The following is a 13,917-nucleotide window of genomic DNA, read 5'->3' as shown; positions in this document are numbered from 1 at the left end:
AAATGTATGTGGATTTGGTTCATGATTATAGCACACATGTAATAATTTGTATAGAAAACGTTTTCCGATATTCATTGCAAATTGCACACGGAACAGCTATCCTTGAGTTATTATTCCAGGAAAGATGACAGGAAGAAGCTAGGTAGGTGGCATCTATGGCGAAAAATATTCATGATATTGCAAAAGCTGCAGGCGTATCAATAACGACCGTGTCCAAAGTTATCAATAATCGCCCCCATGTCAGTCCGAAGACGAGAGCACGCGTACAGCAAGTGATTCGTGATGAACAATTCATTCCCAATCATACGGCCCGCGGGCTTGTACAGGGAAAATCGAAAACGATCGGGATGTTCTTAACCACCGGGTTGACCCACCCATTCTTCTCCAGAGTGGTCGTCGGACTCGAAAAAGCACTGAAAGAAACCGGATACGATTTGCTCTACCTTGTCCAGTTCGACATGGGCTCGGACTATAGTATTGTGCAGCATTGCCTAAGCCGCAATGTAGACGGGGTCTTGATCTTCGGATTCCAGAGCCATGATCTGAATTTCGAAGAGATGCTGCAGTCCGGCATCCCAACTATATTCATAGATATGGACTTCACCGGACCACGTGCCGGATATATTACTTCCGAGAACATTGACAGCATCAAGACGGCTGTACGCTACCTGCATCAACTACAGCATCAAAGGATTGCCTTCATCAACGGCCATCTCGATTCCTACGTCGGAAAGCAGCGTTTTGAAGGCTATCGATTGGCTATGCAGGAGCTTGAACTGCCTTATGATCCGGGGTACATATCCATTGGGGATTTTAGTAAAGAATCGGGTTATGCCGCGATGAAGGAATTCTTGAAGCTAAGCAATGGGCCGACATCCGTCATATGCTGCTCTGATATGATTGCGCTTGGCGTGTTAGAGGCCGCCGCTGAGGCTGGGCTATCCGTTCCGGACGATCTATCCGTCATTGGCTTCGATGGCATCGAGATGTCCAAGCATACTCAGCCTGCGTTGACGACGATTCAGCAGGATTTTCTCACTCTCGGAGAACAGGCGATCCGTTCCCTTAATGAGATGATTCATTCGCCTAACTTGCCTCCTCCGTCTATCATCGTCCCCACCAATCTGGTCATTCGTGATTCATGCGCCGTCTGTCCGCTGTGATTCCCTGGACGAAGTATAGTTCTGTAGCTGTACTTCTAGTATATGTTCAAAAAGTCAGTTTTCAGCCCCGAAGCTTATGCTTTTGCTTAGGCCCGGCTGAATTCAAGATTCGATGTCGAATAAACTTACAGTTCTGCATCAGGATCAAAAGGGGACTTTTTGAACAACCCCTTATAAATGGATATGATCTCCTCCATTGGCATCCGCACTAACCCACTGGAGGAGGGGGCTACAAATTCCCGTACATCCTCGATGATCGGCTCCTCTTGGAATCCCCACTTCACATGAGAACGGCGGCTAAATTCCGTATATACTCCTTTTCCGACAAAGCAAGCCACTTGTGGACGGTAAAGCTCAAGCTTATCGCGTAGAATTTGCCTGCCTTGCGCATATTCCTCGCGGGTGATCTCCTCCGCCGTGCGCGTCGGCCTGGATACAATATTGGTGAAGCCGTATCCTAGCTCCAGCAGTTCATGATCCTCTGCAGCCGTATACAAGCGAGGTGTCAGTCCTGAACGGTGCAGAATACGCCAGAAGTTATTGCGCGGATTGGCATAATGATGACCCACCTCCCCCGATTTCGGGCTGGGATTGAATCCTATGAACACGACCGATAGTCCGGTTCGCAAATGATCGGGTATCTCCTTCATGATGATCGAGCTCCTTTCCTGCTGCGGTTATACTGCGTTATTTTATCGGGAAGTAAGAAGAAGATGACATACAATATTATAAACATCATCAGAGCGATTCCTTCCTCCACAAACAAATAATATGGATAAGGGCCTAATAGATCGAGCAGAGACGCAGTATCCGGTTTATGAGCCAGGAACATGTAGTTCGCCCCAATGGCATAGTCCACTCCCCACACTGCAGCCGCTGAAATATTCAGCAAGAGCATCGCCCAAGCAATGGACTTCCAGCCAGGCCTGTAACTTTCAATCCAGGTCATGTATAACGAAGCTAATATAATCGCCGCATGAGAGATGAAAAATTGAAAATAGCGGAAATGCGGAAATTCATACAACAAATTAGGCGTAACCAGTGCTTGGAGAGCACCCCCGATCCCGGCGAAGAACAGAAAGGGATAAAGCCAGCGGCTGCCCGTCAGCAGCATAATGATGGATAACAGCAGCGTAAGGCTGCATAGCTCAAGCGGCAGCGTGTAACGAGCATCCCAGACGTTCTGCTCCAAATACCAGATATTCAGGCTGACTTCAGACAGAAGCAATAACAAGGCCAGGCCGTAGCGGACGGTTCTCCTTAACCACGGGCGATTGCGTATTGTAATTCTCGTATAATATAAGCCTAGAATCAGAAGCAGCACGACGGCAAGCGCCAGCAGGTGAGGGAGAGATAGAAGGACAAAGCCGGACATCGCCCCGGAGGAAAAGAAAGCATCCATGAATCCTTCACTCCTTCAATAAAAATGGTTCCTGTAATATGTTCATAAGATACGGTTTCCTAGTAAAGCTTCCCCTAATTATATGCAATAGTACCATGAGCTGACTGAGGATGAACAGTACTCTTGGCAAGGCGTGATTCATAATAATGAAGGTAAGTGATTTAATAAGGAGTCTTGCCAAGCCGCCCGGAACATGTAAGGATAAGAATGATGCTAACAGAAATTGGATTTGTTACTTGAAAACGATTACATAATTGGAGGGTGAGAAACGATGAACGGACAGGGGCCACGCAATATTGCCGTAAATCAAATCGGCTATCCTAAGAACTTTGGCAAGATCGCTGTTATCGCTAACGATAGCGGTATTTTCCATCTAGTTGACGATCGACTCGGAGAGATTGTGCATGAAGGGAATACCACTAATCCCGTTATGGATCATGTGGCTGGAGTATCCATCTCTCATGCCGACTTCTCCAGTTGGACTACACCCGGGATATATCATATTGAGCTGAACGGCCGCAAGTCAGCTTCTTTTGCCATTTCAGAGCAACCCTACGAACAGGTTCACCGCGGGCTATTACGAGCGTTCTATCTGTTCCGCTGCGGTATGGAACTAGAGGAGGAATATGCCGGGAAGTGGACGCATCAAGCCTGCCATACCCAGGAAGGGATCGTATACGATGATCCTTCGCGCAGGCTGGATAGCTGCGGAGGCTGGCATGATGCCGGAGATTATGGCAAATACTCCGGCCCCGGAGCCAAGGCCGTCGCTGATCTGCTTCTCGCCTATGAACTCCACCCACAAGCTTTTTACCAAGCTACGCCTATTCCGGAGACGGACGGGAAGATCCCCGATATTCTACATGAATGCCGTTATGAGCTGGAATGGCTGTTCAAAATGCAGGATAAGCAGAGCGGTGGCGTGTTCCATAAGCTAACGACCAAGTATTTTCCTGCGCTTAATATTATGCCAGAAAAGGACCGTGATGAGCTGTACTTCCTTGCTGTCTCAGCCACTGCCACGGGATGCTTCGCCGGAGTCATGGCTATGGCATGCCGGATTTACAAATCCTTTGATCCTGAATTTTCTCAGCATTGCCTTCAGGCAGCAAGACGGGCCTGGTCCTGGCTTGAAGAACATCCCGACGTCCGTGGCTTCAGAAATCCAATGGATGTGTACACCGGCGAATACGGAGACGACATGGACCTGGACGAGCGCTACTGGGCCGCAGCCGAACTGTACCGAACCACTGGAGAAGCCGTTTACCATACCACCTTTCTGGAGCTGGCAAGAAAAGCTTTTCCCAAGTATGAGCTCGGTTGGGCAGATATGGGTGGGTATGGAACGATCGCCTATCTGCTGAATGATAGCTTCGAGGTTGAGCAGGAGCTGCGCTCTTCTCTATTAAACGGACTGATCAACGAAGCAGACCAATCGATCCGCCACAGTGCCACGGACGGCTATTTGATCTCCCTTGCAGAGACGGACTATATCTGGGGCAGCAATATGGTTGTAATGAATCGGGCTATGCTGCTATTACTTGCCTATCATTTCAGTGGACAAAAAGAATACGAAGCTTGTGCGTTGGATCATGTGCATTATTTGCTAGGGCGCAATGTGTTGGATATAAGCTATGTTACCGGATATGGAGATCGTCCCGTCATGCATCCACATCATCGTCCTTCTGTCGGAGACAAGATTGATGATCCCGTGCCTGGCCTGGTGGCTGGCGGTCCGAATCATGGACTTAATGACGATTATATGATGGAGCATCTACAGGGCAAAGCTCCGGCACAATGCTTTATCGACCATCAGGACAGCTTTGCCGGCAATGAGGTCACGATCTATTGGAACTCTCCTGCTGTATTCGTCGTATCTCATTTTATTAAATGAAATCATGCACTTGGAAATAGCTGCAACCTTTGACCGTGAGCCTGCGTTATGATAACCAAGAAGCATCGCATCTAAAGAGGAATCTTGCATTGCATAAGAAGATGATGAGGATAACGTTGGCCCTTGCACGGTATTGGCGCTTGGGTTTTTGGAGATTGGGCCTGAGTAGCCGTTAAATGATGAAAAACCCGAAAGAGAAGCGCCTGTAAGAAGGAGGCTTAACTTTCGGGTTTATTTTATTCTAGGCTAGTAAACGAAGCAGCAAAATGCCTATCAGCGCGGTCGACAATCCCAAGACCTCTCGCCGCGACATCGACTCCTTCAGATAGAAGCGGGCATACAGCAGCACGAACACAACGTTCATGGCGCTGATCGCTGAGACGATCCCGGTCACTCCCCCACGAAAGGCCGGGATCAGGAAGATCATGCCGGCGATATTGGAAATCCCGACAAACAGGCCCCAGCCAAGCGTCTTGCCGCGGCTCCATTGCACAGGAGCGGGAGCTGTTGCAGTAGAAGCTGCACTCGATACAGAACCTTCAGTCTCTGCGACTGCACTACCGGCCACCTTCTTGGAGGTCCTGTACTGGCTTATGGCCCACTGCGTGCCAAACAGCACCGCTCCCGTTCCGTACATCACGGATAACAACGGAAGCGTGGAGGCTCCCGAAAGTGTGGCTTGCTTGGAGGTTAAATCCGTCATACCGAAAAACAGCATGGTCAGAACCCCCCATTGAATACCTTTTAATTGTCCGAGCTTTAAATCCTGGGAGTACTTAATCAGCAATAGTCCGAGAATAACCACGGCAAAGGAAACAATCTGCCACGGATTCAACGTCTCTCCCCACAACAGATAAGCCACAATAACCACGACCACGGGCGGTAGACCGGTGAATAAAGCGATCAACGATGCCTTGCCGACCGCGTAGCCTTTATACATCGAGGCGTTGGCGATGAAGGAGAATCCCCCCATCAACAGACCGATCATAGCCCCATTATTCCACGCTTGACCTGCAAACACATTGCTGGCCAGCGCAATGATTGTTCCCGACAAATAAACGCCAAACAACAGTAAATTCCGATCAAGCGGACGCTGGGACGTCCACTGATACAAGATTCCCCGCATCCCAAAGCATGTTGCCGCAGCCGCAGCAAAGACAAACCACATTTCTCTCGTCCTCCTACTCTATGATCTCTCTATTTATGTATTTTTCCTTGAAACCGTAAGAAGCTCATAGAAAAAAAGCTGACACCTCCGTGTCAACTCTATTCCTTGACATGATTATGTATGAGAAGCCATCTTCAGATGCTTAATATGAAACTCTTAAACTTTGATTATACACTAGATTTGGAGGAAGGGACAGGGAAATTAATAGCATTGGCTCATCTAATCACAATGAAAAATCAAGAAATTTAATATATATGCGTACAATCTTTATTTTGGTACAATAGTTAAAATATTACTTTTCATGCCATGAAGGGAGGTGAAATTAATGAAAAAAGTTGCATTGATCTTATTACTGGCCTTATTCTCTTTCTCTACTAGCGCATTTGCTGCCTATACTGCAACATCCCATGATTTGACAGTCAGTCAATCAGCTCAATATAAATTAAGTGTCGGACTATGGAGCACTACGAATGAAACTGTTGAGTTATCGCTTTATTCCAAAGGGCCTTCCGGTCAACTCAATAAAGTCTTCTCGACTACTGCAAATATTGGGCCAACCTCTCCAAGTCCAGTCGAGTATTCAGTAGGTTATCTTAGTGCAGGCACTTATATCCTTAAAGGAGAATTCCAAGGATCATATGGCAGTCTAGGACCTGTAAGTTTGAATCAAGCTTATTAATATTCGAAAACGGCCAGACGTATTATTTCAATCGTTTGGCTGTTTGTTTTTCATATTATTGAAGACAGTGGAACGGAGATACTATTTTCTTTTTGATTACTTATGTTAATTAACTACAGGATTTTTACTGGGTCTGTATTGATCCTCCATCCACTATTGTTAATATTGACAAATTCAATTTCTATCGTATCTGTAACTCCGTCGATGTCGGGAACAATAAATTCATATACTTTAGCATCCGCCTGATCCTTCTTTAATGTTCCTTTAGCTTCATCCCATTTAAGCATAGATCCCACATCATAGGGTTGATATGATAACTTACCGTTAATTTCCAATATAGGGTACGAATCAATCAGTTCTGAAACAATATCTTTACTAAAAAACGGTAGAAGTGCCGCTTTTATTTTTTTCAGTGAATCTAGATCATCACAAAAATAATAATAATATTCATCGTTCGCGATTCTTTCATCATTTAACTCTGCACTTCCCCCTCCATCATGAAAGACGCTATAGAACTTCGCAATTGCTTCTGTCCTTAGCTTTAGAGCCGCCTCTTCATTTAGTGTTGGTATCACAGGTACATTCTCCTTCGTATTTGTCATATCTTTAAGACCGCATCCTACTATAAAAGAGACCATTATTACAACAGTTAGTAGTTTATATAAATTCCCTCTCACTCACTTTCCCTCCTTAGTTATAAACCTAATAGATGTAACAGGAGCTTCATTATATCTGGATGCCTTATCCAAGGTTTTTTCTACCCCACCCCAAGGATCGACAATAGTAAAATCTTTAGCAGCTTTACCATCTCCCTTATACCCTATCGCCACCACAAAATGGGTTACTCCATTTCCGTAAATTTGTATCAGAACCGGTTCTCCCTTATCTATAGTGAGCGGCCAATCTCGCTGAGCCATTTATGTATTTCATCCAACTGTTTTTTGGCCCAAGCCCCTTCAAAACCACCCTTGATCACTCAAGTTTTTAAAAAAACCTTCCTTACGACTTCCAATAATCACCCTATTCACCATCGCACTTCGTTTCGTAGAGAATTGGTTCCGCCTTGCTGTCACTATTGTCTACTCAAAACAACTTGTTCGCCATTTAAAAACACTGTAATAACAGGATCATAAATTAAAGTCCCGTCATATGCTAAAGCGTACCATTCTCCACTTTTAAGGCTATTATTTACCATCTTTGTGCGTTTATATTTTGTTATAACATCGTTTAATTCTTCTGCAAAATAAGCAGTATCGGAGTTTGAATCATCAGGATTTGATACTATTACTTTTTCTATATTCATCTCATCCATTTGAACAGATGTGCTCTCAATTTTTAAATCCAAGCCTACTAACAAGGAGCGTTCATCAGACTGCTCTGTAATATACGACAAGAACTCATATTCATCATCTTGATCGGCTATCAAATTTATGGCCTCTTGATAGCTTTCACTCTCATAAGATTGTGGCGAGATTATCGCTATAATATGCTCATTGTTTGATGAATATCCAGAATATACAACGGAATGTTCCAAGACACTCCTTAATTCCTCTCTACCTTTATTTACTTGATAGAACTCGTCTTCACTCAATTTGAAAAATCCCAACTCATCTAACGTGAGCAGCCCCCGGGCTCGATCCGAAGCCAATATTTGATTATACTTGGAATTATCGCCTGCATGAATTAGTTCTCTATAATGTTGAAATTCTTCCCATAACTTCTTCTTAACAGGGTTATCCTGCCTATGCAGTGCAACTTGAGAATAATCTTCGGTAATAGGGCTATTCGTTCCAAGCTTATATTTCGAGATTCCCCAGCTAGTTATCTTAGAATCGCTAGCAAATACCAGGAAATAATGATCTTCCTCCCTATATTCATATACCTCCAATGTCGCATTCTGGGAATCCTCAACCATTCCCAAATCTACCAATTCTTCAAAAGAGTATAATTTATACTGATTTCCATACTTCTCTTTCATAAGTTCTATTTTGTCTCCAACTTTAACCCCTAACTTAGATGCTTCATTATTCTCATATATAATTTCATACAAAACATCATTTTGATCAAAAGAGAAGCTGGCACCTTCTGTCCATATAGATTTATTTCCCCAGTCCCATGCCTCTGAATCCCTAGTATTTTCAATTTCATTTAATATTTCAACATTATGCGCCTCAAGTACTTCTCTTACCTCTTCAATAGTCATTCCAAGATGAAACAAGTAAAGCCCTCCTAAGTTGTTTTCATTCTCATTCTTATTCTTCTCTGTATTGGAAGATAAGCTGTTATTTATTGAACCATTTATGTTTGAAACTTTACCGTCATCACATCCAATAAATAAAAAAGATGTACATACAAGTAGAAATGTAATTAATAGATATCTCACAAATTCCACTCCTTATTTTAGTCTTTACCTCTACCTAGTACTTTGATTATTTCCAGAAGAAGCGTTATTGGGTATTGTCCCCAATTCTGTTCCACCATTCACCCCGTAACCGACAATATTATTTTTCTGATTTAAATTGTAGGAACGTCGTGCAACTTTATCTGAAGTATTTCCTTCAATCGTGTAAATTGTTTTCGTTTTAGGATCGTACCCTGTTATAATACCTGTATGGTTTTGGTTGTTTTTCCGAAAAAAAATAGTGTCTCCCGCTTTAGGAATATAACCTAAAGAACTATCTTTATATCTCCCTTCTTTTTTATACCATTTTTTCCCTTCCTCAACACTCGCAAACTTTGGAACAATCGTACCTAAAATTCCTGCTTGATCTGCACAATAAGAAACAAACATTGCGCACCACGGCTGATAGTTTAGACCGTACCATTTACCATAAGGTGTATTATTATCACCTTCTTTTTTACCCTTTGGTACATTTTCTTTAAATCCTTTCTCAAGTTCCTTTTCTGCGCTAGCAAGAAATCTCATTATTCCCTCATTCGCTACAGTAGTATTGGTATTAGGAATTTCCCCTTTCGAATTAACTTCTTTTACCCCCGGTTTAGATAATTGGGAACATTCTGTATATGTTAGTTCCCGTCTCTTAACATATTTCCCCATTACATCATCTGAAAGCGAGACTTCATGAATATTCGTCAATGTTATCTCTTTACCAGAGGCCTTAATTTTATTAAGAATTCTTAAAGCTCCTTTAGGAGATTGATTATATAAATCAGCGAAATAAATGAGTGCCTTTTCGTCAGTAATCCCCTGTTCTTTACCTATACTTAAATAGCCCTGCATATCAAGTCTAGCTTGCTCATCCTGCGACCTTTTTCCAGTATCCGTTGATATAAGCTTTGATATTGCCTTTGCCTCTTCATCTGTTAGTACCCTGGCTTTCCAACGGTCTGTTTTTTTAGCTAAGGCTGGATCCGTTAATTCTTTATAAACTTTGGAGTTTTCACCTAGAATTTTTTTAGCCATCTCTAAATCTTGCTTAATTATTTTAAGAAGTAGATCATACGCCCTACTTTCATGCCACTGTAATTTTCCAATGCTAATACCTCCGGGATACCCAACCTTCAAATTCTTTCCATCATCTTTGGAAACTGTACCATATCCTCCTTCATTCCCGAATACGATTTGCTGTGCAATAGATATTAAATCAAATCCTAGTTGTCCTTTTTCAGAACTTGTAGTGTTTGATGATGGATTATTTTCCGGAACATTCAAATACTTCCCCGCAGCTCCCATACCTGTCCACATAAATTTAAAGTCGACATCGTCTACCATTTCTGAGGACAGGGAGTATTTATTCTTCAACTCAGTTCGGAGTTTCTCGGCGTATTTATGGGCTCCTTCCATTTCTTTCTTCATATCTTTTAACTTGTATTCATGCCAAGCTACCTGAGCGCGGCCAATCTCGCTGAGCAATTTATGTATTTCATCCAACTGCTTCCTGGCCCAAGCCCCTTCCGCACCGCCTTTCATCACTAAGCCCAGTAAATATGTATACTGATTATCTTGGGGCATGAGAACCGGAACTTGCTTCCCGTCTTTTATGATTTGTATGGATGGATCATATGAGCATGCTTGCAGTACCATTGCTTTATATAGGTGACTTAAATTGACACCTTCTTTGTAAAGCTCTTCGTTTATGCCATATCCCTTTAATATTACTCGCTGTCTCATTGCTTCTTTATGGGCCCTCTCCATTAAATAACTGTTACCAAACGATTTATAGGTTGCATAAGCCACTTGCGCCCTCGCAATCGTATCCCGCGCTTTGAATATGGCATCCAGCTTCTCTTTCGCTTCTTGCCGTTCTTCTTCTGTTCCGTTCATTGCTTTTATGTGCAATTCCTGCACTACAGGATCTTCGAACAATTTATCCATTAAATAGTTGTTCAGCCCTTCACCGGCGAGGTCCCCACCACTGGAATAATAAGTAGAAGGTGGTTGGTTTTGACCGATCATCCTCTGTGTCGCTTTTTCTTCTGCCAGATACTGTCCGGAAGCCTGTAATAATGCGGTTGACTTTTTTACTAGACCTTGCGTTACCTTGTCGGCTAGCAGCCTTACTTCCCGTAGATCCTCCTCGACTTGATTCAAAGCCAGTTGTACATCCCGTTGTTCAGAATACTGTCTTCGAACATCGCGAATTAATTCAGTAATGATTGAATTGATGTACTTCTCCCGATCCTCAACCGTTCCACCTAAGCGCTTCAGACTAGCAGATAGCTCCTCCAGTTTAGTAGAGTCCACTTTGATACTACTCATTAATAATTTCCTTTCCCATATCAAGTTCTAATAACAAACATGACGACAAAAGTTCATCTTTCGCCGCCATGTCTAGTCTAATTATTCAAATCATCAAACATTGAACCTACTACAGTTACATTGATTGAATCCATGTCTGCAATGCCTTTTAGGAGGTTTAGCTTGCTGTACATATGCTTCATTCCAGTTAACTTCGTATCATCAAACCAAACCTTGATGCTATAATTTCCATTTGGCATATTGGCATGGGTGTATAAAGGGATATTTTCAGGATTTACTTGAATGGTTATCTTTGACGTTTCCGTAATTTTGTAAATATACTGTCCTTCCTTTACATATTCACGGTAATTATATTTGGCATTGCTGCCTTCTGTACGTGAATCACTGTATCCCTCCATCATCATTTTCCAGAACTTGTGAGAGTCCCCGCCTCTTTTTTCTGTAGACTTAATTTGATCAACATTTTGTTCGAATCTGGATTCTTCACCTTTTACAGACCTATCAATGACTTTAAGGAGTTCTATCCCATTGACACTCTTATTATTTTTTAGTGATAACACGCCCGTTTTCTTGTTAAAGCCGCCGCCTTTAGGAGTGAGATCTTCTTCTCTAATATTCACAGGCTTTTTCTTATTGTTGATAAACATCAAGTCAGTTTCATAACGGAAGGAATCAATCAGGGCATTTACTAAATCCCGATGATCGTCTGTTACCTTTCCTCCAGGGTCCTTATCTTTAAACACTACTGTCTTCACCGTAAATGTATAGCTTCCAGCCGGATTGAAATAGTAACCTGATTTAATAGGATAATCATACTTCTGGAGGTCACTATCTGTGGCAAATACCGCTTTGTCATATTGAGATTTAACGTTCCTCCTCTTGGCAGCCGCTTCTCTTGCCTGGGCGTATTCACTATCCATCTCACTTGTAATGCTGTAATTAATCACAGCACTTTCCTGCTGGACAAACTTTCTTGGGTACTGACCCGGAACCTGTTCCCAAGGGTCTTTTTTCCCCTTTTCATCCTGATGATGCATCCAGCGGATGACATCAAAAGGAATAGGATCATTCTCCCAAAGCATCGTCTTAGAACGGGAATTATCCGTATTATTTTTGATTAGCTTATCAAATTTTTGCTCAGGGAGAACCTTCATCCCGTTATAAACGTACATGTCATAGGGCTTAAACACAGAGTCGGAGTCGAATTGGGCTGTGGCCACTCCCTTCTCAGTTTTAGATTCAGTCGTACACTTTTGTTCTTCTCCCTCCTCCTTACATACTTCATAGTAATACGTATACTTATAAGGGCGACTTACTGAGCCACTATAATAGATCTCCCCTGTTCTCGTTAGAGGTTCATCAGGATTGGGTAGATTGAGCCATTTCCTGTGAACCGGATCATCCCAAATGTCTTTATTGTCTTTGTCTTTCACCTTAAAGTCTTCTCTCTTAATTGTGTAGGTGACATAAGGGGAGACGGTTACTGTTTCGCTATATGCACTAACTTCGTTATTATAAAATTTAAAATCCCTTAATAAATCTGGGGTTCTACTGGAAATGTTTAAAACACCCGTTGCAGGTCCAGTCCATGTAGCATCCGGCAAATCAGGGAGGCTTAAAGTTGCCGTGTTACTTGGCAGTTCAAGTCTAACCTTCTTCGATAACATATCATAAGGCAAAGGTTGAGGGGTTACCAATTTCACAGCTAACGGATCCGAATCGAGTACATTATTATAGAGTTGTTTTTCCTCCGGTGCTTTTCCATCCGCGTTAATCTTGAACTTGATTCGGACATCACTTTCAGGCATCGTGAAGGAAACTGCTAATCGTCGCTTGTTTTTCTTCTCTATCTCTAGTGAACCCGTTGCCGAAGTAATGGCACCACCAAATTGCAGGTTATCCTTCTCCATCGTCAGGGTTCTTCCCTCATTCTTGTTGATAACTTCCAAAGAATAATTAGGAGTTACCTTCGAGGGAAACGTAGATCTGACAATAATCGAAACCGTGACTTCATCTCCAGCAACTGCTCCTGAGGGAAGATCCTCGAACTCTGCTGAAATGTCACTCCCCGGAGAAAGTATAAAGGGGGCAATTGGAATATCTTTATAAGTCGAGCTCATGTATACTCTGCCAAACCCTTGAGATAAATATGTTGGAGGCTGAATAACATGAACATAATTTATCCATCCACCATTGGGAGCTCCGTCCTTCTTATAGACTGGCAAACTTGCATATTCCTTGTTCTTATTTTGATACATAAATTCGGAATAAGGAACACCAGCATACTCTGCATTAAGGGCTATGATAATTTGTTCTTCAAAATCCCCAGTGGGGAGGTATTCTTTTAATTTATTTGGGATTCCGCCTTTAAAATTATCTGGAAAGTGATCAAAGATTCCTCCTATAACTTTTTTATTTAACCACGGATTTTTAATCATTGGTAGATTGTGAAGTTGACGCCCACTCCAACCTGCGTCCCACGGAAAGCCTCTAGTTGAAACTTCGTCCCCTTCAACGTTATAACCAGAATATCTATACATTTTCTTACCTTTATGAGTAATCAACGTTCCGTGACTAGTTCCGTATACCATATCAAAACCTTTAAAAGATTTAGGATTCTTAATTCCCTCATCAATTTGCTCCTGTACAAGTGAAGCATTAAATGAGCCATTTTTCGTTGAATTAGGATAATAATTATCCTTTCCGTACAATTCTTTCATTTCTTCATTAGCTTTAAGTCGTACTTTTTCCGGTGTGAGCGTCTTTAAACTTTCGATTAATTCATTTAAAGTCTTGTCTTCATTATTAGAATAAATATTGGATTCAGGAACAATCGTTAATAATAAAACAACTACAACGAAAATTATGCCAAGCCTTTTCATATATTGCAC

At 42.4% G+C, this 13,917-nt stretch carries 11 protein-coding genes; 3 read left to right on the top strand and 8 right to left on the bottom strand.

Features of this window, described 5'->3' with window-relative positions; translation table 11 throughout:
* Positions 1-155 precede the first annotated feature (155 nt).
* Positions 156-1,163, top strand: coding sequence for a LacI family DNA-binding transcriptional regulator (locus ABD014_RS09625; protein ID WP_343860322.1), 1,008 nt, complete (start codon positions 156-158; stop codon positions 1,161-1,163).
* Positions 1,164-1,288: 125 nt separating this feature from the next.
* Here ABD014_RS09625 and ABD014_RS09620 read toward each other — a convergent pair whose 3' ends face one another.
* Both ABD014_RS09620 and ABD014_RS09615 read right to left on the bottom strand, forming a co-directional pair.
* A complete protein-coding gene (locus tag ABD014_RS09620) occupies positions 1,289-1,813 on the bottom strand; it encodes a mismatch-specific DNA-glycosylase (RefSeq protein ID WP_343860320.1) in 525 nt (174 codons plus the stop codon).
* Complete coding sequence (locus ABD014_RS09615; protein ID WP_343860318.1) at positions 1,810-2,565, bottom strand: YwaF family protein; 756 nt, start codon at positions 2,563-2,565, stop codon at positions 1,810-1,812. Before ABD014_RS09615 ends, ABD014_RS09620 begins: the two co-directional genes overlap by 4 nt.
* Before the next feature lie 271 nt (positions 2,566-2,836).
* Here ABD014_RS09615 and ABD014_RS09610 point away from each other — a divergent pair, with 271 nt between their 5' ends.
* Complete coding sequence (locus tag ABD014_RS09610; RefSeq protein WP_343860316.1) at positions 2,837-4,459, top strand: glycoside hydrolase family 9 protein; 1,623 nt, start codon at positions 2,837-2,839, stop codon at positions 4,457-4,459.
* Between the two features lie 241 nt (positions 4,460-4,700).
* Here the strand turns inward: ABD014_RS09610 and ABD014_RS09605 are convergent, their stop codons facing one another.
* Positions 4,701-5,627, bottom strand: coding sequence for an EamA family transporter (locus tag ABD014_RS09605; RefSeq protein ID WP_343860314.1), 927 nt, complete (start codon positions 5,625-5,627; stop codon positions 4,701-4,703).
* A gap of 325 nt (positions 5,628-5,952) precedes the next feature.
* On the opposite strand from ABD014_RS09605, the gene ABD014_RS09600 reads away from it, so the two are divergent.
* Positions 5,953-6,306 (top strand): hypothetical protein, encoded by a 354-nt coding sequence (locus tag ABD014_RS09600; RefSeq protein WP_343860313.1) that lies wholly within the window; start codon positions 5,953-5,955, stop codon positions 6,304-6,306.
* 113 nt (positions 6,307-6,419) lie between these two features.
* Here the strand turns inward: ABD014_RS09600 and ABD014_RS09595 are convergent, their stop codons facing one another.
* The 5 genes from ABD014_RS09595 to ABD014_RS09575 all read right to left on the bottom strand — a co-directional run bounded on the left by ABD014_RS09595 (position 6,420) and on the right by ABD014_RS09575 (position 13,908).
* Entirely contained in the window at positions 6,420-6,983 is a 564-nt protein-coding gene (locus ABD014_RS09595; RefSeq protein WP_343860311.1) for a DL-endopeptidase inhibitor IseA family protein, read from the bottom strand.
* On the bottom strand, positions 6,984-7,223 hold the full coding sequence (locus ABD014_RS09590) for a papain-like cysteine protease family protein (RefSeq protein ID WP_343860309.1): 240 nt from the start codon (positions 7,221-7,223) through the stop codon (positions 6,984-6,986). It abuts the gene before it with no gap.
* 155 nt (positions 7,224-7,378) lie between these two features.
* Positions 7,379-8,689: a hypothetical protein gene (locus tag ABD014_RS09585; protein ID WP_343860307.1), complete on the bottom strand. Its 1,311-nt coding sequence runs from the start codon at positions 8,687-8,689 to the stop codon at positions 7,379-7,381.
* A 30-nt stretch (positions 8,690-8,719) separates the two neighbouring features.
* A complete protein-coding gene (locus ABD014_RS09580) occupies positions 8,720-11,026 on the bottom strand; it encodes a CHAP domain-containing protein (RefSeq protein WP_343860305.1) in 2,307 nt (768 codons plus the stop codon).
* Between the two features lie 77 nt (positions 11,027-11,103).
* Positions 11,104-13,908: a hypothetical protein gene (locus tag ABD014_RS09575; RefSeq protein WP_343860303.1), complete on the bottom strand. Its 2,805-nt coding sequence runs from the start codon at positions 13,906-13,908 to the stop codon at positions 11,104-11,106.
* Positions 13,909-13,917: the final 9 nt, after the last annotated feature.

Origin of the sequence: Paenibacillus motobuensis (genome assembly GCF_039521865.1) — a bacterium.
In the GTDB taxonomy this organism is placed as follows: domain Bacteria; phylum Bacillota; class Bacilli; order Paenibacillales; family Paenibacillaceae; genus Fontibacillus; species Fontibacillus motobuensis.
The sequence above is the reverse complement of the archived record's forward strand: the minus strand, read 5'-3'. Positions and strand labels throughout refer to the sequence as shown.